Origin of the sequence: Micromonospora sp. NPDC023737 (assembly GCF_040639715.1) — a bacterium.
Classification (GTDB): Bacteria; Actinomycetota; Actinomycetes; order Mycobacteriales; family Micromonosporaceae; genus Micromonospora.
Window position 1 is genome coordinate 35,342 of the sequence record NZ_JBFAAL010000011.1, and the last position, 21,764, is coordinate 57,105.

Annotated in this window: 25 protein-coding genes; 11 read left to right on the top strand and 14 right to left on the bottom strand. The window is 71.9% G+C overall.

Annotated features, from left to right (window positions below):
• Positions 1-185: 185 nt before the first annotated feature.
• The 5 genes from AB0F98_RS21990 to AB0F98_RS22010 all read right to left on the bottom strand — a co-directional run bounded on the left by AB0F98_RS21990 (position 186) and on the right by AB0F98_RS22010 (position 4,005).
• Positions 186-482 carry a hypothetical protein gene (locus tag AB0F98_RS21990; protein WP_357738100.1) on the bottom strand — a complete coding sequence of 99 codons (297 nt, stop codon included), beginning with the start codon at positions 480-482 and terminating at the stop codon, positions 186-188.
• A gap of 82 nt (positions 483-564) precedes the next feature.
• Positions 565-1,524, bottom strand: coding sequence for an asparaginase (locus AB0F98_RS21995; protein WP_357738102.1), 960 nt, complete (start codon positions 1,522-1,524; stop codon positions 565-567).
• Between the two features lie 93 nt (positions 1,525-1,617).
• Positions 1,618-2,445: a 3-keto-5-aminohexanoate cleavage protein gene (locus tag AB0F98_RS22000; protein ID WP_357738104.1), complete on the bottom strand. Its 828-nt coding sequence runs from the start codon at positions 2,443-2,445 to the stop codon at positions 1,618-1,620.
• A gap of 22 nt (positions 2,446-2,467) precedes the next feature.
• Positions 2,468-3,580: a folate-binding protein gene (locus tag AB0F98_RS22005; protein ID WP_357738106.1), complete on the bottom strand. Its 1,113-nt coding sequence runs from the start codon at positions 3,578-3,580 to the stop codon at positions 2,468-2,470.
• Positions 3,577-4,005: a Fur family transcriptional regulator gene (locus AB0F98_RS22010; protein ID WP_357738107.1), complete on the bottom strand. Its 429-nt coding sequence runs from the start codon at positions 4,003-4,005 to the stop codon at positions 3,577-3,579. The genes AB0F98_RS22005 and AB0F98_RS22010 overlap by 4 nt, the downstream gene beginning before the upstream one ends.
• Before the next feature lie 66 nt (positions 4,006-4,071).
• Between AB0F98_RS22010 and AB0F98_RS22015 the strand changes: the two genes are divergently transcribed.
• Positions 4,072-4,926 (top strand): aminotransferase class IV, encoded by an 855-nt coding sequence (locus tag AB0F98_RS22015; RefSeq protein ID WP_357738109.1) that lies wholly within the window; start codon positions 4,072-4,074, stop codon positions 4,924-4,926.
• A 68-nt stretch (positions 4,927-4,994) separates the two neighbouring features.
• On the opposite strand, the gene AB0F98_RS22020 is transcribed toward AB0F98_RS22015, so the two are convergent.
• Positions 4,995-5,600 carry an FABP family protein gene (locus tag AB0F98_RS22020; RefSeq protein WP_357738111.1) on the bottom strand — a complete coding sequence of 202 codons (606 nt, stop codon included), beginning with the start codon at positions 5,598-5,600 and terminating at the stop codon, positions 4,995-4,997.
• Positions 5,601-5,655: 55 nt separating this feature from the next.
• Positions 5,656-5,760, bottom strand: coding sequence for a small membrane protein MtfM (mtfM, locus tag AB0F98_RS22025; RefSeq protein ID WP_267900765.1), 105 nt, complete (start codon positions 5,758-5,760; stop codon positions 5,656-5,658).
• A 12-nt stretch (positions 5,761-5,772) separates the two neighbouring features.
• On the opposite strand from mtfM, the gene AB0F98_RS22030 reads away from it, so the two are divergent.
• The 3 genes from AB0F98_RS22030 to AB0F98_RS22040 all read left to right on the top strand — a co-directional run bounded on the left by AB0F98_RS22030 (position 5,773) and on the right by AB0F98_RS22040 (position 8,669).
• Positions 5,773-6,147: a DsrE family protein gene (locus AB0F98_RS22030; protein ID WP_357738114.1), complete on the top strand. Its 375-nt coding sequence runs from the start codon at positions 5,773-5,775 to the stop codon at positions 6,145-6,147.
• Between the two features lie 90 nt (positions 6,148-6,237).
• Positions 6,238-6,621, top strand: a complete 384-nt coding sequence (locus AB0F98_RS22035) for an SCP2 sterol-binding domain-containing protein (protein ID WP_357738116.1) — start codon at positions 6,238-6,240, stop codon at positions 6,619-6,621.
• Positions 6,618-8,669, top strand: coding sequence for a glycogen debranching N-terminal domain-containing protein (locus tag AB0F98_RS22040; RefSeq protein WP_357738118.1), 2,052 nt, complete (start codon positions 6,618-6,620; stop codon positions 8,667-8,669). Before AB0F98_RS22035 ends, AB0F98_RS22040 begins: the two co-directional genes overlap by 4 nt.
• A gap of 59 nt (positions 8,670-8,728) precedes the next feature.
• On the opposite strand, the gene AB0F98_RS22045 is transcribed toward AB0F98_RS22040, so the two are convergent.
• From AB0F98_RS22045 to AB0F98_RS22070, 6 genes are all read right to left on the bottom strand, one after another.
• Positions 8,729-9,601: a hypothetical protein gene (locus AB0F98_RS22045; RefSeq protein WP_357738120.1), complete on the bottom strand. Its 873-nt coding sequence runs from the start codon at positions 9,599-9,601 to the stop codon at positions 8,729-8,731.
• Positions 9,602-9,739: 138 nt separating this feature from the next.
• Positions 9,740-10,072 (bottom strand): DUF1416 domain-containing protein, encoded by a 333-nt coding sequence (locus AB0F98_RS22050; RefSeq protein ID WP_357738122.1) that lies wholly within the window; start codon positions 10,070-10,072, stop codon positions 9,740-9,742.
• Positions 10,073-10,075: 3 nt separating this feature from the next.
• On the bottom strand, positions 10,076-10,924 hold the full coding sequence (locus AB0F98_RS22055) for a sulfurtransferase (protein WP_357738124.1): 849 nt from the start codon (positions 10,922-10,924) through the stop codon (positions 10,076-10,078).
• A 206-nt stretch (positions 10,925-11,130) separates the two neighbouring features.
• The gene (locus AB0F98_RS22060) at positions 11,131-11,208 is read right to left on the bottom strand and encodes an Ms5788A family Cys-rich leader peptide (RefSeq protein WP_311202345.1); all 78 of its coding nucleotides are present in this window, start codon (positions 11,206-11,208) and stop codon (positions 11,131-11,133) included.
• Between the two features lie 103 nt (positions 11,209-11,311).
• Entirely contained in the window at positions 11,312-12,100 is a 789-nt protein-coding gene (locus tag AB0F98_RS22065; RefSeq protein ID WP_357738126.1) for a DUF2993 domain-containing protein, read from the bottom strand.
• Between the two features lie 131 nt (positions 12,101-12,231).
• Positions 12,232-13,278: a hypothetical protein gene (locus tag AB0F98_RS22070; protein WP_357738128.1), complete on the bottom strand. Its 1,047-nt coding sequence runs from the start codon at positions 13,276-13,278 to the stop codon at positions 12,232-12,234.
• A gap of 267 nt (positions 13,279-13,545) precedes the next feature.
• Between AB0F98_RS22070 and AB0F98_RS22075 the strand changes: the two genes are divergently transcribed.
• The 7 genes from AB0F98_RS22075 (at position 13,546) to pstB (ending at position 20,794) form a co-directional block, all read left to right on the top strand.
• Positions 13,546-14,265, top strand: coding sequence for a response regulator transcription factor (locus AB0F98_RS22075; protein WP_357738415.1), 720 nt, complete (start codon positions 13,546-13,548; stop codon positions 14,263-14,265).
• 103 nt (positions 14,266-14,368) lie between these two features.
• Positions 14,369-15,298, top strand: coding sequence for a polysaccharide deacetylase family protein (locus AB0F98_RS22080; RefSeq protein ID WP_357738130.1), 930 nt, complete (start codon positions 14,369-14,371; stop codon positions 15,296-15,298).
• 55 nt (positions 15,299-15,353) lie between these two features.
• A complete protein-coding gene (mshD, locus tag AB0F98_RS22085; protein ID WP_357738132.1) occupies positions 15,354-16,280 on the top strand; it encodes a mycothiol synthase in 927 nt (308 codons plus the stop codon).
• 395 nt (positions 16,281-16,675) lie between these two features.
• Complete coding sequence (gene pstS, locus AB0F98_RS22090) at positions 16,676-17,782, top strand: phosphate ABC transporter substrate-binding protein PstS (protein ID WP_357738134.1); 1,107 nt, start codon at positions 16,676-16,678, stop codon at positions 17,780-17,782.
• Positions 17,783-17,820: 38 nt separating this feature from the next.
• Positions 17,821-18,912 carry a phosphate ABC transporter permease subunit PstC gene (gene pstC, locus AB0F98_RS22095; protein ID WP_357738136.1) on the top strand — a complete coding sequence of 364 codons (1,092 nt, stop codon included), beginning with the start codon at positions 17,821-17,823 and terminating at the stop codon, positions 18,910-18,912.
• The gene (gene pstA / locus AB0F98_RS22100) at positions 18,909-19,997 is read left to right on the top strand and encodes a phosphate ABC transporter permease PstA (protein ID WP_357738137.1); all 1,089 of its coding nucleotides are present in this window, start codon (positions 18,909-18,911) and stop codon (positions 19,995-19,997) included. The genes pstC and pstA overlap by 4 nt, the downstream gene beginning before the upstream one ends.
• Positions 19,998-20,017: 20 nt before the next feature.
• Positions 20,018-20,794, top strand: a complete 777-nt coding sequence (pstB, locus tag AB0F98_RS22105; RefSeq protein WP_357738418.1) for a phosphate ABC transporter ATP-binding protein PstB — start codon at positions 20,018-20,020, stop codon at positions 20,792-20,794.
• A 104-nt stretch (positions 20,795-20,898) separates the two neighbouring features.
• Here pstB and AB0F98_RS22110 read toward each other — a convergent pair whose 3' ends face one another.
• On the bottom strand, positions 20,899-21,732 hold the full coding sequence (locus tag AB0F98_RS22110; RefSeq protein ID WP_357738139.1) for an NUDIX hydrolase: 834 nt from the start codon (positions 21,730-21,732) through the stop codon (positions 20,899-20,901).
• Positions 21,733-21,764 lie beyond the last annotated feature (32 nt).

Below are 21,764 nucleotides of genomic sequence, written 5' to 3' on the forward strand. Positions count from 1 at the left end.
CGGCCCAGCACGGAACGGCCGGCCCAGCACGGAACGGCCGGCCCAGCACGGAACGGCCGGCCCAGCACGGAACGGCCGGCCCAGCACGGAACGGCCGGCCCAGCACGGAACGGCCGGGCCGATAACAGTCGAGCGTGATACCTCAGAGGCATATTTATGCCTCTGAGGTATCACGCTTCATCGACCTATGTATGCGCCAAGCCGGACCAGGCCGAGCCGAACCAGACCGAGCCGAACCAGGCCAGGCCGCACCAGGAAAGGCCGCCCCGGGCCAGGCCGAGCCGGACCACGCCGGGCCGAACCAGGCCGAGCCGGACCACGCCGGGCCAGACCAGGCCGAGCCGGACCACGCCGGGCCAGACCAGGCCGAGCCGAACCAGGCCGAGCCGGACCAAGGCCGGGCCGCACCAGGTCGGACCGGGGTCGCCCGGCCGGGGTCCCGCCGGCCGGGGTTGGGCCGGGCCGGGCCGGGGTTGGGCCAACCAGGGGATCGGGCTCGCCGAAACGCGCGGAGCCCATCGAATCCGCGCCGAGCCAGAGCGGGGGGCCTTGCGGGTTCCGGCGCTACCAGACCGGGCGGACCGCGCCTACCGGTACGCCCCCGCCGAAGAGCGGCACCTCGGCGTACTCGGTGAGCACCGGCGCGTCGACACCGAGCCGGCGCAGCGCGGAGACCAGCACCGGCATCCGGGCGCGGGCGGCACCGTCGTCGATCTTCAGGGCGACCGCACCCACACCGGGCAGCGCCGCGGCGATCACGCCCTCCGCGCCGACCTTGGCGAGCAGACCCGGGATGCCACGCATCAGCCGGGTGTCGTCGGCCTGCGTACCGCCGACGATCTCCGGGTACGCCCGCATGGCGTCGGCCACCGTGCGCGGCAGCGAGCCGACCTCAGCCGAGACGAGGCGAAGGAACGCCCCGGCCAGTCCGGTAAGCGAGACCGCGAGCACCGGCGCGCCGCACCCGTCGACGCCGACGGCCGCCACCTCCTCGCCGGTGAACTCCTCGATCGACTCCCGCAGCCGCTGCTGGAGCGGATGCTCCGGCCGCCAGTAACCGTCCAGGGGCCAGCCTGCGGCAAGGCAGGTGAGCAGCATCCCGCTGTGCTTGCCGGAACAGTTCATCTGGATCCGGGTCGGCCCGCCCCCGGCGCGCAGCACCGCCTCTCGGGCTGCCTCCCCGACCGGCAGGTCGGGCGGGCAGTGCAGTGCCGACTCGTCCAGCCCGGCCCGCGCGAGCAACGCGCCGACCCGCTCCAGGTGGAACTCCTCACCCGCATGGCTCGCCGAGACGAGCGCCAGATCGGCGGAATCGCTCAGCGACAGACCGGCGCGGAGCATTCCGATCGCCTGCATGGGCTTGCTGGAGGACCGGGGGAAGATCGCCGAGGTTACGTCCCCGGCGGCGGCGACCGTCGCCCCCGACGGGTCGAGCACCACGACCGACCCGCGGTGCACCCCCTCAACGAACTCCGACCGGATCACCTCGGCGAGCGGCGCACCGCCCTCGTACGTCTTTGCCACGCTGTGGACGGTACCGACGCGACGGTGGCCTCCGACGGCCGGGTGACCAGGTCGTCCGGCAATCTGTGACAGGTGTGCCGAACGGGGCTGGCCTTACAGGCCGAGCAGCTCGCGGGCCTCGACGGTGGTCAGCGGCGGACGCTGCGCGAGCTGCGCGAAGCCGACCGCCCGGGCGACCAGCTGCATGTTGGACTCCACCGGCCGCCCCTTGGCGTACGTGACCGTGTCCTCCATGCCGACCCGCAGGTGTCCACCCGTGGACAGCGAGGCGAGCAGGACCGGGAGGGTGCTACGACCGATGCCGGTGGCCGAGAAGGTGGTGCCCTCCGGGAGGTCCCGCAGCATCTGCCGCGCGGCGACCAGCGTCTCGGTGGTGCCCGGCATGCCGCCGGGCACACCCATCACGAAGTCGACGTGCACGTGACCGCCGTGCGGCAGGCCGTACTTGCCGATCAGGCGCTGGAGCGCGGTCAGGTGGCCGAGATCGAAGATCTCGTACTCCGGCACGATGCCGCGCTCCTGCATGCGGGTGTGCAGGTCGACGATGAACTCCCAGCGGTTGAGGAAGACGTCGTCGCCGAAGTTGACCGTGCCCATCGTGCAGGAGGCCATGTCGGGTGCGGCGTCGAGCACCGCGAGCCGGTCCGACTCCGGGTCGGTCACCGCACCGCCGGAGGAGAGCTGCACGATCAGGTCGGTGCGCTCCCGCAGCGCCGCCACCGTGTCGCGCAACCGGCCCAGGTCGAGGGTCGGCTTCGCCTCGCCGTCCCGGATGTGCACGTGGATCACGGCGGCGCCGAGCGCCTCGCACTCCTTCGCGGTGAGCAGCAACTCGTCGAGGGTCACCGGCAGCGCCGGAACCTCCGCCTTGGCCGACTCCGCGCCGGTCGGGGCAACCGTAATCAACGTCCCTGTGGTCATGCCGGGATCGTAGACGCCGAGGTCAGTCCGGGTCGATGGCGGTCGCGATGTTTCCGATCATGAGGCGGGCGTCCTCGGGAACGTTGCGCTTGACCACCGCGAGGGCGATCTGACCCAGCTCGTAATGGTGCACGGCGGTGCCGACGAAGCCGACCGTACGGTCGTCGAGAGTCACCGGCGTGCCGGCGGCCGGCGGCTGGTCGGTGCTCACCCCGTCCAGATGCAGCAGGACGAGGCGACGCGGCGGCCGGCCCAGGTTGTGTACCCGGGCCACCGTCTCCTGACCCCGGTAGCAGCCCTTGTCGAGGTGCACCGCCGGGCCGATCAGGTTCACCTCGGCGGGAATCGTCCGGTGGTCGGTGTCCACCCCGACCCGGGGTCGACGGGCGGCCACCCGGATCGCCTCGTACGCCCACAGCCCGGCGACCGGCACTCCCGCTCCGCGCAGCTCCGCGACCACCTGGTCCATCGTCTCCCGAGGTACGAGCAGGTCCACCCCGAGCGGCACCCGGCGGGCCCAGCCACCGGCGGGCAGCGGCTGCACCGCGTACCGCGCGGTGGGCCGGGGAGGCACCTCGCCGCGACGGAACTTCGGACCCGGCACCGCGACCGCGTCGGGTGCCGCCAGCCCGGTCACGCCGAGCGTCTCGAGCGCCCCGGGCGCCTCCGGCCCGACCAGGGAGAGCAGCGCGTGATCCGCTGTCGCGTCACGCGGCTCGACCTTGCTGAAGAAGCGCATCCGCTCCAGGTACGACAGCAGTCCGGTGGTGGCGCCCGGCTCGGTGTCCAGCCAGGTGGTCACGCCGTCCTCGGCGACCAGTGCGTGCTGCTCGATGTGCCCGTGCGGGGAGAGCACCAGCAGTTCCGTCCCCTCGCCCGCGGCGAGGTCGGCGAGGTGCTGCGAGGTCAGCGTGTGCAGCCAGCTCGCCCGCTCCTCGCCGGGCACCGCGATCACCCCGCGATGCGACCGGTCCACCAGGCCGACGGAGGTGGCCAGCGCCCGTTGCTCCCGCATCGGATCGCCATAGTGCGCGGCGACCCCGCGCACCCCGGCCGCAGCGTGCGCCGGCTCGGGCTGGTCGCGGCTGGCCTCGTCGATGCTCTCGACGGCCACCGCGCCCGCGATGTCGATCATTCCTGGTCCCCGTTCTCACAGCTGCCGCAGACGCCGAACAGTGACACGTGCCCGATGTCCACCCGAAAACCACGTTGCCTGGCGAGTTGGTCGGCGAGCGGCCGGATCAACTCGGGGTCGAACTCGTCGATCTCGCCGCAGTTGCGGCAGACGAGGTGGACGTGCTGGTGTTCACCGGCCGTGTGGTAGGTCGGCGAGCCGTGCGAAAGGTGCGTGTGTGTCACCAGGCCGAGCCGTTCCAACAGCTCCAGCGTGCGGTAGATGGTGGTGATGTTCACGCCCGCGGCCACCCCGCGGACCGCGGTGTGCACCTGCTCCGGCGTGGCGTGCCCGAGGTCCAGCACCGCCTGCAGGACGAGCTGCCGCTGCGCCGTCAGCCGCAGGCCGCGGGAGCGGAGCATTTCCGCGAGGGAGGATTCGGACACCGTCCGATCATAGTTCGCCGTCAGGCCGATCCCGGCTCACCTGTTCCGCCGCTACGCTCGGCGGTCATGGTGGCGTCGAGGATCGCGGTGCTGGGGCGCAACGCCACCTCCGTCGATGATCCGGTACTGCGCGCGGACGACCTGGGCGTGCTGCACGGCGACGGGCTCTTCGAGACGATGCACCTCCGCGACGGGGCGCCGTGGTTGCGGGACGAACACCTGAACCGGATGTCCCGGGCCGCCTCGGCCGTCGAGTTGGCGCTGCCACCTCGGGCCGTCCTGGTCGGGCTGCTCGACGCGGTCCGGGCGGGCTGGCCGGCCAGGGTCGAGGGCGCGCTGCGGCTGGTCTGCACCCGAGGTCCGGAGAGCGGCGGACCGCCGACCGTGTTCGCCACGCTCGGCGAGGTCCCGGCGGCGGCGCGCCGCGCCCGGGTGACCGGAATCACGGTGGCCGGCCTGCCGCTCGGCGTGCCTGCGGCATCGCGTTCCGCGCTGGACTGGCTGCCCGCAGGGATCAAGTCGACGTCGTTCGCGGCGAGCACGGCCGCCCGGCGCTGGGCGCGCCGGGCCGGTGTGCAGGACGTGCTCTGGATCTCCTCCGACGGGTACGCCCTGGAGGGGCCGACCGCGAACCTGGTGTGGCTGGTCGGCCGTACCCTCTGCACGGTGCCGGCCGCCAGCACCGGCATCCTGCCCGGCACCACCGCGGCCTGGCTGCTGGCGCACGCGGGCGACCTGGATCTCACCGCCGACGAACGGCTGGTCACCCCGGCCGAGCTGCACGCCGCCGACGGTGTCTGGTTCACCTCGTCGGTACGCGGCCTCGTCGAGGTGACCGCACTGGACGGCGAACCCCGCCCCCCGTCCCCGAGCACCCGCGCCCTGCAGGCACTTCTGGGGTTCCCCGTCGACCAGACGTGATCATGAGGTTGACGGGCGTCTCCGCTCCCGGCGGCCCCGTCAACCTCATGATCGACAGACGCGGGTGGTCAGCCGGCGACCCGGACGAGACGGGCGGAGAGGTGCGGGTTGAGCGCCTGGCCTACGGCCGCCATCTCCTGCGCGTAGAGCAGGGCGCCCTCGACGATGCCGAAGAGACGGTGACCGGCGGTGACCTCCTTGGCGGTCGACGTCCGCACCACCGCGTCGGTGACCAGCTCGACCTGGGTTCCGTTACGTCGCCCGAGGTACAGCTCCATCACTCCGGTCGGGGTCGTCATCAGCACCTCGAGCTCGTCGGTGGCCCGCTCACCGTCGAGCACCGGGCGCCACCAACCCACCTCGCGGCCGGCCGGGCGCACCGGGCGGCTCTGCTCGTCGAGGATCCACGCACGCGACTCGTAGAACAGGAACGGACGCCCGTCGTGGCTGATCCGGATCTCCTGCGCGAAGTCGAAGTCCTCGATGGTGGGGTAGCCGCCCCGCCCGCGGCCGCGCCACACCCCGATGTACGGCAGCAGACCGTCCAGCGTCGGGTGCAGCTTCGGACCGACCCGCAGGTCGTGGCTCTCCTCGTACGGGTACGGGTCGACCGGCGGCGCGTTCAGCCACGGGGGCGGCGCCAGCGGGTTGTCGTCCGACGGGTTCGCGCTCACCGGATCTCCTTCGCTCGCGACTGCGGGGCTCGCAAACCCGGCTCACTCCTCGCGCTCACCAGTTACCTCTCGAAATGCGTACGGCCAGATAGATCAGGCCACCGGCGAGCGCGCCCAGGCCGGCGACCAGCAGGCTGACGAACCCGATCTCGGTAACCATCGCGGCCATCCTATGCTGGGCCCCATGGCCCGTACTCTCGTCGTCAAGGCCACCGCGGGTGCGGACGCGCCGGAGCGGTGCGCCCAGGCGTTCACGGTCGCCGCCGCGGCTGCCGCGTCCGGGGTGGAGGTGTCGCTCTGGCTGACCGGCGAATCGACCTGGTTCGCGCTGCCCGGCCGCGCCGAGGAGTTCGACCTGCCGCACTCGGCCCCGCTGGCCGAACTGCTGCACGTGGTGCTCACCACCGGCACGGTGACCGCCTGCACCCAGTGTGCCGCCCGGCGGGAGATCGGCCCCGACGACGTGCTGCCGGGGGTGCGGATCGCCGGCGCGGCGGTCTTCGTCGAGGAGGCGATGGCGGAGGGCGCGCAGGCGCTCGTCTACTGACCGCGCCCTGAAAGATCAGCCGCCGTCACCGGCTCGGTGACCAGATCGGATACCCGCCCGAAATGCCGGGTTGCTGCCTACGCTTCTGTTGTGAGCGAGGCCATCGATCGGTTCTTCGAATCGCTGCCGGCGCGCGCTCCCGAGATCCTGCGTGGGCTGGTGAGCGGCACCCTCCAGATCGATCTCTCCGTGGCCGGGGGCATGACCGAACACTGGCTGGTCATGATGCGGCCCGGTGCGGTGAGGGTGAGCCACCAGCGCGGCCCGGCCGACGCCATCTGGTACAGCAGCGTGGCTCTCTTCGAGCGGATGGTGCGCGGGCAGGCACAGGGCATCGCCGCGGTGTTGCGCAACGAGAGCACGTTCAGCGGAAACGTCGTGCTCTTCCTCGTCTTCCGCAGGTTCTTCCCCGATCCCCCGGGCACCCGTGACCCCCGCGAGGTGGCCCGGCAGCAGGCGGGACGGCCGACGTGATCGACCTGGTCAGCATCCTGGACGGCAACACTTTCCTGGTGAGTGACCAGCGCGGTGACGTCGAGCCCTCCTTCGACTTCCCCACCGGCCTCTTCTCGTTCGACACCCGCTTCCTCTCCACCTGGCTGCTCACCCTCAACGGGGAACGCCTGCACCCGCTCTCGATCGACGACTCGCGGTCCTACCGCACCCGGTTCTTCCTGGCCCCTGGCGAGCCGACCCACTACCTGGACGCCAAGGTCTCGGTGATCCGCAGCCGTGCCATCGGCGGCAGCTTCATCGAGGAGCTGACCGTGCTCAACCATTCGGGAGAGCAGGTCGAGTTCAGGCTGCGGCTCGACGTCGGCGCCGACTTCGCCGACCTCTTCGAGGTCAAGAGTCCCCGGCAGAAGAAGGGCCGGGCGACGGCGACGGTGAGCGGCGACGAACTCCGCCTGATCTACCGTCGCGAGGCGTTCCACCGGGAAACAGTGATCACCACCAGCGAACCGGCCGACATCGACGTGGCCGGCATGACGTTCCACGTCCGCGTCGACCGGCACGGCGAGTGGACCACGCGGCTGCACGTGGCGACCATCGTGTACGGCGCACGCGGTGAGGACATCCGCGCCACCCTGCGGTACGGCGGCAGCCGGGACATGGCCGCCATCGAGGCCGAGCAGAGCGAGCTGATCGAACGGGCACCGAAGCTCGGCTGCGACTGCGAGCCGCTCGCCACCGCGTACCGGCAGAGCCTCAACGACCTCGCCGCCCTGCGCTACGAGTCGATCGCTCTCGGCGTCCGCCTGCTCGCCGCCGGGCTGCCCTGGTTCATGACCCTCTTCGGCCGGGACAGCATGTTCACCTCGCTCCAGGTGCTGCCGTTCCTGCCGGAGCTGATCCCGCCAACCCTCCAGATCCTGGGCGGTCTACAGGGGCACCGGGTGGACGATTTCCGGGACGAGGAGCCGGGGAAGATCCTGCACGAGCTCCGGTACGGCGAGACGGCCGGCTTCGAGGAACAGCCCCACTCCCCGTACTACGGTTCCGCCGACGCCACCCCGCTCTTCGTCATCCTGCTCGACGAGTACGAACGGTGGACCGGCGACAGCCAACTCGTGCTGCTGCTGGAATCGGCCGCCCGGGCGGCGTTGGACTGGGTCGACACCTATGGTGACCTGCTCGGTACCGGCTACATCTGGTACCAGACCCGCAACCCGCAGACCGGTTTGCAGAACCAGTGCTGGAAGGACTCCCCGGACTCGATCTCCTACTCGGACGGGCGGCTGCCCGGCTTCCCCCGGGCCACCTGTGAGCTGCAGGGCTACGCCTACGACGCGAAGGTGCGGGGAGCCCGGCTCGCCCGCAAGTTCTGGAACGACCCGGAGTACGCCGATCGGCTCGAGCGCGAGGCGGCGCGGCTCAAGGAGCGGTTCAACCGTGACTTCTGGATCCCGGAGAAGGAGTACTACGCGCTCGCGCTCGACAGCGACGGCCGGCAGGTGGACGCCCTCTCCTCCAACATCGGCCACCTGCTCTGGAGCGGCATCGTGGACGAGACGCGAGCCGGGCGGATCGCCGACCACCTGCTCGGGCCACGGCTCTTCTCCGGCTGGGGCGTGCGTACCCTCGCCGACGACCAGGGGCGTTACAACCCCATCGGCTACCACGTCGGCACGGTCTGGCCGTTCGACAACTCGATCATCGCTTGGGGGCTGCACCGGTACGGCTACCGGGAGGCGGCCGGGCGGATCTGCGACGCGATGCTCGCCGCCTCCCGCTACTTCAACGGCCGGCTGCCCGAAGCGTTCGCCGGGTACGAGCGCAGCCTCACCGACTACCCGGTGCGGTACCCGACCGCGTCCAGCCCGCAGGCCTGGTCGACCGGTACGCCGCTGTTGCTGCTGCGGGTCATGCTCGGCCTCGAACCGCAGGGCGAGCATCTCGTGATCGACCCGGCCGTTCCGGAGGGCATGGGCCGCATCGAGTTGCTCGACATCCCGGGGCGCTGGGGCACGGTCGACGCCCTCGGTCGTAGTCGCACCCCGATGGGCGGCCGCCGTCGCTGACCTCGTCCGCCGGGCGACCCACCCGTCACCTGAGCGTCAGCCGGCAGCCGGCGGGATGGTCAGGGGCAGCCGGTGGTGGCGGCCAGGTGCGGGTCGTCGCCCGCGGTGTCGGCCAGGACGACGGTCCGGCCCGTGCGGTAGGCGTACGCCGCCACGGTTTCGAGCAGCGGGCCGCCCGTGGCGAGCGGGGCGAGTGCCGTGGCCGGGTCCGCCGGGCCGGGGTCGGTGCCGGAGCGGGCGGTACGGGCGAGGCCACCGCCGGGGCAGGGTGCGGTCACCAGCTCGGGGGCCGCCTCGACGGAACCACCGAGGGCGCGCTGCGCGTCGGCGAGCGCGGCCACCTCGGCCCCGGGCGTCGTGGTGCTCGCCTCGCCGGCGTCGCCCCCCGCGGACGGGTATCCGGTACCGATCAACCGGCAGCCGGTGTCGACGGTCAGCTGGAACCGCCGCTCGCCGGCGGGCCGCCCCGCGACGGCGACGAACTCGCCGGCATCGGCGCGCAGCCGGAGCCCGTCCGGCGTCATCCGCACCCCGGCCCGCCAGCCGGCCGGCAAGCGGTCGGCGATCCCCTCCAGCAGCTGCCGCTCGTCCCCCCCGGTCAGGGCCACCGCCACGCTTCGGGTCAGGGTCGCGCCCTCGGCCAACGGGGTGACCCGGCAGCCCCGCTCGACCTGCGGCGGCGTCAGCTCGAGCACGTTGGTGCCGGCGGCCGCGACCAGCTCGCCCACGGCCCGGTCGACCAGTGCGCCCGCCTCGGAGAGGGTGCGCTGTTCGCGCACCGTCGGCGGGTCGTCGTGCACCGACGTCCAGGCGAGCAAGGCCAGCAGCAGCGCCCACGCGACGGTCGCCGCCAGCAGCCAGCGGCGACGGTTGGGGGCCGGCGCGTCAGGACCGGTCGGCGGGGCGTACCCCGTCTGGACAGCACCGCTCACCGAGCCATCGTGTCACGCGGTGCCCGACGATCCGGACCCGCGTCGATGGTGGGACCGCCCGGCCGTCGGTCGTGGCCCGGGTACGGCCGGGGCCGGCCACCCGCGTGGGTGACCGGCCCCGGACGATCAGAGCGCGAATCAGGAGGCGACGGTGACGGACACCTCGGTGATGCCCTGGCCGACGGTCACGGTGGTGTCACCGTTGCCGTGCCGGGAGAGCGCACGCAGGGTCCAGGTGCCCGGCGCCGCGAAGAAACGGAACTGGCCGGCCACCGAGGTCACCACCTCTGCGGTGAACTCGCCGGTCGAGTCGAGCAGCCGGACGTACGCGCCGGGCACGACCTCACCCTCGGCGGCGTGGACGACGCCGCTGATCACGGTCTCCTTCTCCAGGTTGAGGCCGGCCGGCAGTGGCGCGGCCTGGTCGGGTGCGGCGCAGCCCGCGGCGGTGGAAGCAACAGGAGCAGTCACGTCTCACACCTCCCCCGGCTCGTCGCCGAGCGCGACCGGCACGCCGACCAGCGACCCGTACTCGGTCCAGGAGCCGTCGTAGTTCTTCACGTTGCGGTGCCCGAGCAGCTCCTGCAGCACGAACCAGGTGTGCGAGGAGCGCTCGCCGATCCGGCAGTACGCGATGGTCTCCTTGCCGTCGTCCAGCCCCGCGTCGGCGTAGATCTTGCGCAGTTCGTCGTCCGACTTGAAGGTGCCGTCCTCGTTGGCCGCCTTCGACCACGGCACGCTGAGCGCGGTCGGGATGTGCCCGGCCCGCTGCGCCTGCTCCTGCGGCAGGTGGGCGGGGGCGAGCAGCCGACCGGCGTACTCGTCGGGAGACCGCACGTCGACCAGGTTCTTGGTGCCGATGGCGGCGACCACCTCGTCGCGGAAGGCGCGGATCGAGGTGTCCGGCTCCTGCGCGACGTACTGCGTCGCTGGGCGGGCCGCCGCGTCCTTGACCAGCGGGCGGGCGTCCAGCTCCCACTTCTTGCGACCACCGTCGAGCAGCTTGACCTCGCGGTGACCGTAGAGCTTGAAGTACCAGTAGGCGTACGCGGCAAACCAGTTGTTGTTGCCGCCGTACAGCACGACGATGTCGTCGTTACCGATCCCGCGCTCGGAGAGCAGCGCTTCGAATTGGTTCTTGTTGACGAAGTCCCGGCGTACCGGATCCTGCAGGTCGGTCTTCCAGTCCAGCTTGATCGCCCCGGCGAGGTGGCCGGTGTCGTAGGCGGAGGTGTCCTCGTCGACCTCGACGAAGACGATTCCCGGGGTGTCGAGGTTCTTCTCGGCCCAGTCGGCCGACACGAGTGCGGTGTCGCGACTCATCAGATCACTCCCTGGCGAGGATGGGTGGTGAGTCAGCGCGAAGAGCGAGGATTGTCGATGTCGCACCACGCGCGGGACCCACGGTTAGGACGGATCACGGGTTCGTGCGACGGCGCCGCTGCCGGGCGGATGGGGTGGAAGCACCGGAGGGTACGCGGACCCTGCGTGCCGATGGCCGCGTCAGGCGGCCGAGGACAGCCCCGCCGTCAGATGACGGGACGACACAGGCAGGTGGCCACGCGGCACAGGTCGACCGCGCGCCGTTTGGTGAGGAGGGTCCCCATGGACAGCGACCCTATCAGCCATCTATCCGGACGTCAGGGTGCCGACCAGCATCCGGGACCAGCCAGCCACCGGCGTGCCATCCCGCCTCCTCCGCCGGCCCGGTCAGCCCGCGGAGTTGATGGGCACATTGGTCGCGTCGGCGGTGACCGCCAGCCCGTCCGGCGTCGGCCGGACCTCGCGAACGGCAAGCTGGAAGGGCAGCTCGGGCAGGGGCACGTCGATCGAGATGCTCCGCGCGTAGTTGTTCAGCAACGTACGCGCCAACGCGACGTTCGGCAGCCCCTCGGCGTTCAGGTCGTTGAAGCGGAGGCTGACCTTGCCCTGCTCGCTGATCTCCACGTCGGCGGTGCCGGTGACGGTGAGCCGCTGGCCGAGGACGTCCACCGGCGCGGTCACGGCCAGCTTCCCGCCCTGTTCGCTGAGCTTGAGCCCGGGCCGGTCGAGCAGGGCGGCCAGACTGTCGTAGCTGACGGTGGCGGTGCCCTGCACCGTCTCGGCGACAACCTCGCCCTGCCCGGAGCGGATGGTGTCCAGCGAGGCGCTGACCTGACGGGCGTCCACGTCGAGCTTCGGCAGGCTGATCGCGTCGCCCTGCACCGAGCCACGGACCTCGCGCAGCACGATCGAGATGCGCTCGTACCGGCCGTTCAACACCTGGGTGAGGAACGGGAAGCCGCCGACCTCGACTTCCGGCGGCGCGGACTGGGCGCCCTGCTTGGCCACCTCCTGGCGGACCTGATCGGTGATGGCGCGCTCGGCCACCCCGACGGCCACCCGGTCGGCGACCACCAGGATCCCGACCAGCAGCAGGAGCAGGACGACGAGCACGACGAGCGCCCGGCGGCCCCGTCGCCGGGGACGTTCCACGTACGCCGGTTGGGCCTGGGCCACGCCGCCTCCTGTCGGTACGCCGCTGCGCGGCTCGTCCTGTCACGCCCGCGCTGTCGCGACGACTGGTCGCTACCTGTGCCGCGCCGCGGCGCCCGCTTGGTACCCGGGCGGCATCGAACTCAACCGTACGTTCAGAGGAAGAGCATGCACATCGCGTACGCGGCCGGGGCGGCCAACGCGAAGCCGCCCAGCGGACCCTGCATGTGCCGGGCGATCCACATCGTCGGCGCCTCACCGGCCATCAGCCGGCCCGCCTCCGCGTAACCCACGGCGAGGTCGGCCAGCACTGCGGCGACGGCCGCGACCAGGCCGATGATCGCGGCCTTGGTCGGCGTGAAGGGGGTGACGAGGTAGCTGCCGAGCACCGCGCTGACCAGCGTGCCGACCATCGCGCCGCCGACCACGCCGGCCGCGCCCCGAGGCACCTGTGGGGCGAGCCGGGGCCAGGGCGCCACCGCGTCGACGGCCCGGGCGACGGTGAGCGCGACGCCGCTGGCGGTCAGGCAGACGGTGATGGCCTGGGTGCCCGCCGGGACCCGGCTCAGCACGATCAGGGTGCCGAAGGCGACCACGCCGACCACGATCAGCAGGGTGCTGCCGAGCGAGTCGGTGACCCGCACCCGGTCGACCCGGCGCACCAGCTGGCCGAGCACGCCGAGGATGAAGCCGCCGGCCGCGACGTAGCCGAGCGGCGCCAGCCCGGCGACCCCGGACTGCACCGCCGCGGCGTCGGCCGCCACCGCCACCCCGACGCTGACCAGCGCGACCAGCAGCAGCGCGGGCGGCCGCATGGCCATCGTCCAGGCCAGCACGAAGAGCAGCTGGACGCCGAGAATGATGATCGCGAAGGGTAGCCGGTGCCCCGGCCCGGAGGTCTGCGCTCCGAGCACCAGGCCGATCCCGAGCAGCAGGGAGAAGCCGGCGGTGGCGAGTGAGAGCGGCCGCCGGACCTCGACCGGCGGCATCTCCTCCTCGTCCGGCTCGACCGTCGCGTCGTCCGGTCTCCGGGCCGGCTCACCGCCGCGCCGGATCCGGCGGGGGCCACGGCGCTCGCGGCGCTCACCGCCGTCGACGTCGGGCGCGTTGCGCGGCTCCGGCGGCGGGCCGTAGGGCGGCCCGGGCCGGGGCCCGTCGGACCACGAGTCACGGCCGGTCTCGGGCGAGGTGGAGGGAAACACGTCCCGATCGTGCCAGACCGGCCGCGCGGAGCGGAGGCCCCGCCCGGGAGTACGGCGGTCACGGTTTCGGCAACGTTAAAACCTGAGCCCCCAACGCGGGCAAAACGAACAAACGGGAAACGGTCCAGCGGGTGCGGGAAGACCGATCGGTTAGGCTCGTGCCGTTACCCCGCCCGTCAGAGACGCCGGGACCCACGCTAGTTCTCAGCACACCCCTCGACCGGAGTGTCGCTGGTCGCGCGCGGCCACGAGGCCGCCGGGACGGAGGTGATCGTGGAGATCCTGCTGCTGGTGGGCGCACGCGCAGGTGAGCCGTCCGCCGTGTTGCCGGCACTCGACCTCTTGCCGCACTCGGTACGCACCGCGCCGCGCGACGTACGCACGCTGGTCGCCGGTCCGAGCCCGGACGCGCTCCTGGTGGACGCCCGCTCCGAGCTGACCGAGGCCCGGGCGACCTGCCGGATGCTGCAAGCCACCGGCCTCGGCGTACCCCTGGTCGCGGTGGTCACCGAGGCCGGGCTGATCGCGCTGAACGCCGACTGGGGGGTCGACGACGTCATCCTCGCGTCGGCCGGCCCGGCCGAGGTGGAGGCTCGGTTGCGGCTCGCCGTGGGGCGGCACAACAACGCGATCGCCGGCACGGGTGGCTCGATCCGGGCGGGGGAGCTGACGATCGACCCGGACACCTACGCCGCGAAGCTCAAGGGGCGTCCGCTCGACCTCACGTACAAGGAGTTCGAGCTGCTGAAGTTCCTCGCCCAGCACCCGGGCCGGGTGTTCACCCGCGACCAGCTCCTGCGTGAGGTCTGGGGATACGACTACTTCGGCGGCACCCGCACGGTGGACGTGCACGTCCGGCGGCTGCGGGCCAAGCTCGGCTCGGAGTACGAGTCGATGATCGGCACGGTGCGCCAGGTGGGCTACAAGTTCGTGGTGCCGCCGTCCCGCCCACTGCCCGAGACGGAGCCCGCACCACTACCGGCCTGATCCGGGTTCCTTTCGGGCTTTTCCGATATGCCCTTTTTGCGCAGCTCGTCGGTTCTATTCTGACTGTCGGGTTTATTGGCGAAAAGGGACGGCGGTACGCGCGATGACCACGGGGGGCGGCAGCCGGCTGAGCGGCCGGGTACGAGCGCTGTTGCGGCCCGGCTCGACCGGACGCGCAGCCGCGATAGCCGTCCTGGTGGTGGCCGCGCTGCTCGGTTCGGCGTACGCGTTGGGCCGGAGCCTCATCCCGGAACGGCCGCAGCACAACGCCACCGGGGTCACCAGCGACCCGAACGGCGGCCACTACGCCGACCAGCCCCCGGCCGAGCCCACCGTCAGCGAGCAGGCCGAGCAGGACGGCGATCACACCGAACCGTCCAAGCCGACCGAGGCGGGACAGGACGGCTCATCGCGCGACGCCACCGGAGACAGCCTCTTCGGCGCGCACGCCACCACCGGCGACGACCGGGTCGCCCTGACCTTCGACGACGGCCCGGATCCGCAGTACACCCCGCAGGTCCTCTCCGCACTGCGGGAGTTCGGCGTCCGGGCCACGTTCTGCCTGGTGGGTGAGATGGCCGAGAGCCACCCCGACCTGGTCCGGGCGATCGTGGCCGACGGACACACCCTCTGCAACCACTCCTGGAACCACGACATCACGCTCGGCAAGCGGTCCCCGGACGAGATCCGGGCCGACCTGCTCCGCACCAACCAGGCCATCCGAGCCGCCGCCCCCGACGCGCCGATCGTCTGGTACCGCCAGCCCGGCGGCGCCTGGACCTACCCGGTCGTCTCCGTGGCGAACGCGCTGGGAATGACGCCGCTGCACTGGACCGTGGACCCGTCGGACTGGGAGGCACCGGGGGCCGCGAAGATCTCCGCGATCGTCTCCTCCCAGGTCGAACCTGGTTCGGTGGTGCTGATGCACGACGCCGGCGGTAATCGGCAGGGCACCGTGGAGGCCCTCTGGCAGCTCCTTCCGGAACTGACCGCGCGGTTCGACCTGGAGGCCCTGCCCACCGACCGGACGTGAGTCGATCGCACCGGGGGCCGGCGATCGCCGGAACGGACCGGGCTACGGTGAACGGATGAGCAGCGCCGAGCCCTCCGTCGACCAGGTGACCCGCGCCGACCGGCTCTCCCCCACGGAGATCGCCGACGTGCTGGCCCTGGCCCGGGCCGCCGGCGACACCGACGGAGCCGCCCCCTTCGACGAGCACACCCTGCTGCGCCTGCGCGACCCCGAGGCGCCCGCGGTGCACCTGGTCGCCCGGACCGGCGACGGCACGCTGAGCGGGTACGCCCACCTGGACACCACCGACCCGGCCGCCGGTGTCGGGGTCGAGCTGGTGACGCACCCCACCCGCCGGCGGCGCGGCACCGGCCGGGCGCTGGCCCGGGGCGCGGTGGCCGCGGCCGCCGGCCCGCTGCGCGCCTGGGCGCACGGCGACCACCCCTCCGCCGCCGCGCTCGCGGTCGACCTCGGGTTCACCCGGGCCCGGGTGCTCTGGCAGCTGCGCCGCTCGCTCACCGCCCCGGTTGCCGAACCGCGCCTGCCCGACGGGGTCACGCTGCGCGCCTTTCATCCCGGGGTCGACGACGACGCCTGGCTGGCGCTCAACGCCCGAGCCTTCGCCGAGCACCCCGAGCAGGGCCGGTGGACCACCGACGACCTGCGGGTACGGCTGGCGGAACCCTGGTTCGACCCGGCCGGCTTCCTGCTCGCCGTGGAGGAGTCGACCGGCCAGCTGCTCGGGTTCCACTGGACCAAGGTGCACGAGCGCCCCGGATCGGCCCGCATCGGCGAGGTGTACGTGCTGGGGGTGGACCCGGCGGCGCACCGCGGCGGGCTGGGCCGAGCGCTGACCGCGGCCGGTCTCGCGTACCTGCGCGACCGGCGCGGGCTGGACCGGGTGATGCTCTACGTCGACGAGTCGAACGGCCCGGCGGTCGCCCTCTACGAGCGGCTCGGGTTCCTGCGCTGGTCGGCGCACGTCAACTACCACCTGGGCTGACCGGAACCGGCTCGGTGGCGCCCAGGTCGCCGAGCCTCGCCGCGGGGGCGAGCCGTCGACGCGGACAGGTCGGCGGCGCGGACGCGTCGTCGGGTCCGTCGGTACGCCGCGCCGACGCCCCGGACCGGCCGCGGGGTTGGATGACGGCGGCTCGACCAGGTCCCGGACAACCGGAAAAATGGTCATAGATCCGACTTGCGCCCGCGAGTTCACTTAACGGACAACCCGCCCTCGGCGAGCGGTCACCTCGTCTGCCGAACCTGTTCACCCTTCGTTCACTTGCGACCGGCAAGCCGGTCACCTGGCGCTCCTAGCTTGTGGAATCGGCCGGTCACTGCCGGTTCCCCCGGGCGACTACCGGGGCGCCAAGTCAGACGTGAAGGGAAACCCCTCAGGTGAAGCTCCAGCGGTATGGCACGATCGCCTGCCTCGCTGTTACTGCGGCGCTCGCTCTCAGTGCATGCGGCTCGGACAACAACGAGCCTGCGACCGGCGCCAGCGCCTCCGGCTCGGCCGCCGCGGTCGACTGCGCCACCGGCACGGTCAACGCCCAGGGTTCGTCGGCCCAGAAGAACGCCATGGCCGAATGGATCAAGGCGTACCAGCAGAAGTGCCAGGGCAGCACCATCAACTACGAGCCCACCGGCTCCGGCGCGGGCATCCAGGCCTTCATCGCCGGCACCGCCGACTTCGCCGGCTCCGACTCCGCGCTCAAGCCGGAGGAGCAGCCGCAGGCCGACGCCAAGTGCGCCGGCGGCACGGCCATCCACCTGCCGATGGTCATCGGCCCGGTGGCCGTCGCCTACAACGTGAGCGGCGTGGACAACCTCCAGCTCAAGCCGGCCACTCTGGCGAAGATCTTCGCCGGCAAGGTGACCAAGTGGGACGACCCGGCCATCAAGGCCGACAACCCGAGCGCCACCCTGCCGTCGACCACCATCCAGACGGTGCACCGCTCGGACGAGTCCGGCACCACCGACAACTTCACCAACTACCTGGGCAAGACCGCCGAGGCGGACTGGACCTTCGGCAAGGCCAAGGCCTGGAAGGCCCCGGGCGGCACCGGCGCCAAGGGTTCGGACGGTGTGGCCAGCCGGGTGAAGGGCGCTGACGGCTCCATTGGTTACATGGAGTGGTCGTTCGCCGAGAACGCCGGCCTCAAGATGGCCAAGATCGGTAACGGCGCCGGCGAGTTCGCCGAGCTGACCGCCGAGAACGCCGGCAAGACCATCGCCGGGGCCACCATCGAGGGTCAGGGCGACGACCTGAAGCTGTCGATCGACTACAACACCAAGGAGGCCGGGGCCTACCCGATCGTCCTGGCGACCTACGAGATCGTCTGCGGCAAGGGCCTCGCCGCCGACAAGCTCCCGCTGGTCAAGGGCCTGCTCGGCTACGCGGCCAGCACCGAGGGCCAGAACTCCCTGACCGAGCTGGGCTACGCGCCGCTGCCGGAGACCGTCCGCACCAAGGTCGAGGCCGCGGTCAAGAACATCTCCTGACCTGACCCACCACCTCCGCAATCGAATCGAGCGAGCAGATGGGTGAAACCCCCGACCGCTCGGCCGACGCCGGCACCGGCGGGACGCGCGTGACCGAGAGTCACGAGTGGCCCGCCGGTGCCTCGGCGCGTCTGGCCGAGGCACCAGTCAGCACCCGTACCCCGGGCGGGACCGGGCTGGGTGGCGGCGGCGCGCTGCCCCGGGCCCGGGCGTTCGGCGCCGAGCGGGCCTTCCGCGGCCTCACCCTGGCCGCCGGTACCGCCGTCCTGGTCATCATCGCGGCCATCGCGGTCTTCCTGGTCGCCAAGGCGGTGCCGGCGCTGCGCGCCGACACCGCGAACTTCTGGACCTACGAGGGCTGGTCGCCCAACGAAGCGCAGCCCAAGTTCGGCATCGGCACGCTCGCGTTCGGTACCGTGCTCAGCGCCGCACTCGCCCTGATCCTGGCGGTGCCGGTGGCACTGGGCATCGCGCTCTACCTCTCCCACTACGCGCCCCGCCGGCTCGGCACCGCGCTCGGCTTCCTGGTCGACCTGCTCGCCGCCGTGCCGAGCGTCGTCTTCGGCCTCTGGGGCCGCGACTACTTCTCCGGCCCGGTCCGGGATCTCTCGATCTGGCTGAACAAGAACTTCCACTGGATCCCGCTCTTCGGCGGCGACGGCCCCTTCGGCGCCTCGATCCTGCTGGGCGCGCTGGTTCTCGCGATCATGGTGCTGCCGATCGTCACCTCGCTCTCCCGCGAGGTGTTCCTACAGACCCCGACGGCGAACGAGGAGGCCGCCCTCGCCCTGGGCGCCACCCGCTGGGAGATGATCCGCACGGCGGTGCTGCCGTACGGCCGCCCCGGCATCATCGCCGCGGTCATGCTCGGCCTGGGCCGCGCGCTCGGCGAGACCATCGCCCTCGCGATGACCCTCGGCATCACCTTCGGCATCTCGTTCAACCTGATCCAGAACGGCGGCAACACCATCGCCGCGAACATCGCCAACGCGTTCGGCGAGGCGAACGAGACCGGACGGGGCGCGCTCATCGCCTCCGGCCTGGTGCTCTTCGCGATCACGCTGATCGTCAACATCACCGCGCGGGTCATCATCTACCGCCGCCGGGAGTTCACGGAGTCGGCCGCATGACCACCACCGTCACCAGCCACCGCTCCCGACCGGCCGCCCAGCCGGACACCCTGCGGACGAAGCGACTCCCCCGGTACGCCGCGCCGGCCGTCGCGGTCGCCGCCCTGCTGGTCGCCGCGGCGGTCGTGCTCGGCGCCGGCATCGGCAACTGGGTGCTCGTCGTGGTCCTCGGCGCGCTGCTCTACCTGGTCGGGCTCTACCTCGCGGCGAAGGCGGTGGAGGGGCCCCGTTCGGCCCGCAACCGCACCTGGAGCGCGCTGATTCACTCGGCGTTCGTGCTCGCCGTACTGCCGCTCGCGTCGGTGGTCTGGACGCTGCTCAGCAAGGGCGTCGAGCGCCTCGACGCCGACTTCTTCCTCAGCTCGATGAACAACATCGGGGCCCGGGACGCGAACGGCGGGGCGTACCACGCGATCATCGGAACGCTGGAGCAGGTCGGCATCGCCACCCTGATCACCGTCCCGCTCGGCATCCTCTGCGCCGTCTACATCGTCGAGTACGGCCGGGGCAAGTTCGCGTTCGCGATCCGGTTCTTCGTCGACGTCATGACCGGTATCCCGTCGATCGTCTCCGGCCTCTTCGTACTGGCCTTCTGGGTGCTGATCGTCTCCCCGTGGTTCAACGACGGCCGGCCCAGCTTCTCCGGGTTCGCCGCCGCGCTCGCGCTGAGCGTGCTGATGCTCCCCACGGTGGTCCGCTCCACCGAGGAGATGCTCCGGCTCGTCCCGGCGCCGCTGCGCGAGGGCGCGTACGCCCTGGGCGTGCCGAAGTGGAAGACCATCCTGCGGGTCGTGCTGCCGACCGCACTGCCGGGCATCGTGACCGGCGTCATGCTCGCCATCGCCCGCGCAGCCGGCGAGACCGCGCCCGTGCTGCTCGTCGCCGGCGGTGGCGCGGCGATCAACTTCAACCCGTTCGAGAACAACCAGTCGTCGCTGTCGCTCTTCGTGTACCAGCAGGCCGGCGACGCGTCGCGGTTCTCCCCCGCCCGGGCGTGGACCGCGGCTCTCACCCTGGTAGCCCTCGTCCTGATCCTGACGATCGCGGCGAAGCTGCTGGCCCGTCGTAACCGGCTCGGCCGATGAACTTCGGAGGTACCACCACCATGGCCAAGCGCATCGAAGCCTCGAACGTCACCGCCTACTACGGCGCCTTCAAGGCGATCGAGAACATCAACCTCACCGTCGAGCCGAAGACGGTCACCGCCCTGATCGGCCCGTCCGGTTGCGGCAAGTCGACCTTCCTCCGCTCGATCAACCGGATGCACGAGGTGCTCCCCGGCGCCCGGGTCGAGGGCAGCCTCACCATCGACGACCAGGACATCTACGACCGGGACGTCGACGTGACAGCCGTCCGCCGCACGATCGGCATGGTCTTCCAGCGACCCAACCCGTTCCCCACCATGAGCATCTACGAGAACGCGGTGGCCGGGCTGCGCCTCAACGGCGTACGGAAGAAGTCGATCCTCGACGAGGCCGCGGAGAAGGCGCTGCGCTCCGCGAACCTCTGGGACGAGGTCAAGGACCGGCTCGGTAAGCCGGGTGCCGGCCTCTCCGGTGGTCAGCAGCAGCGGCTCTGCATCGCCCGGACGATCGCCGTCGAGCCGCAGGTGGTCCTGATGGACGAGCCCTGCTCGGCGCTCGACCCGATCTCCACGCTGGCCATCGAGGACCTGATGTTCCAGCTCAAGGACAAGTTCACGATCATCATCGTCACGCACAACATGCAGCAGGCCGCCCGGGTCTCGGACCGTACCGCCTTCTTCTCCATCGAGAAGACCGGCGACCCCGGCCGCCTCATCGAGTACGACAACACCCAGAAGATCTTCAGCAACCCGAGCCAGAAGAAGACCGAGGACTACATCACCGGCCGCTTCGGCTGACCCACTCCACCCGCCCCTCGGGCGGCACTCGTTCACGGAAAGAGTGGCCATTCCACGGGGGATGGCCACTCTTTCTGTAAACGAGTGCGCTTCTCGTGCGGGGGTCAGTGCAGGCGGAAGTGGGGGGTGTCGTTGTCGAGGTCGTCCAGGTGGGGGGTCACGGGGGTCGCCGCGTCACGGGTGGTGGCGGCTCGCACGACACCGGCCAGGTCGCCGGCCGCGGCCACCTGCCCCAGCGTCACCAGCGTCGGCGGCAGCATGTTCAGCTCGCCCGCCTCCGCCTTCGCCCGGGCGTCCGCCGGCGGGAGCCAGAGCGTCCGGTCGGCCTCGCGCGACACGCTCCGGGGCCGCTGCCCCTCCGGCAGCAGGGCCAGGAAGAAGTACGTGTCGAAGCGCCGCGGCTCGAACTCCGGCGTGATCCAGCGGCTCCACGGCAGCAGCAGGTCGGAGCGGAGGGTGAGTCCCCGATCGGCGAGCAGGCCCGCGAAGCCGACCTCGCGCTGTTCCAGCGCGACCCGGGCGGCCTCCCAGTCCTCCCCGCTCACGTCGCCGACAACGCTCGCCGCGTCCGCGCCGGCGAGCAGCACCCCGGCCTCCTCGAAGACCTCCCGGGCGGCCGCGCAGACCACCGCCTGCGCGGCGTCCGGCGCGAGCCGGAGCCGTTCGCCCCACTCGGCCGGCGTCGGACCGGCCCAGTCCAGGTGGGTCTCGGAATCCGACCGGTCCACCCCGCCGCCCGGGAAGGCGTACATCCCGCCGAAGGTCATCGCGGCGACGCGACGGATCAGGTACACCTCGAAGCCGGGGCCGGCCGGACGGAGCAGCAGTACGGTGGCGGCCACCCGGGGCACCGCCGGTACCCCGCCCTCGGCACGGAACCGCCGGGCGTGCTCCACCAGAGCCGCTGGCGCGGGGAAGCCGTCGGGGTCGATCGTCATGCCGTGAGCCTAGTGCGGTGTCCAGGGAGCGC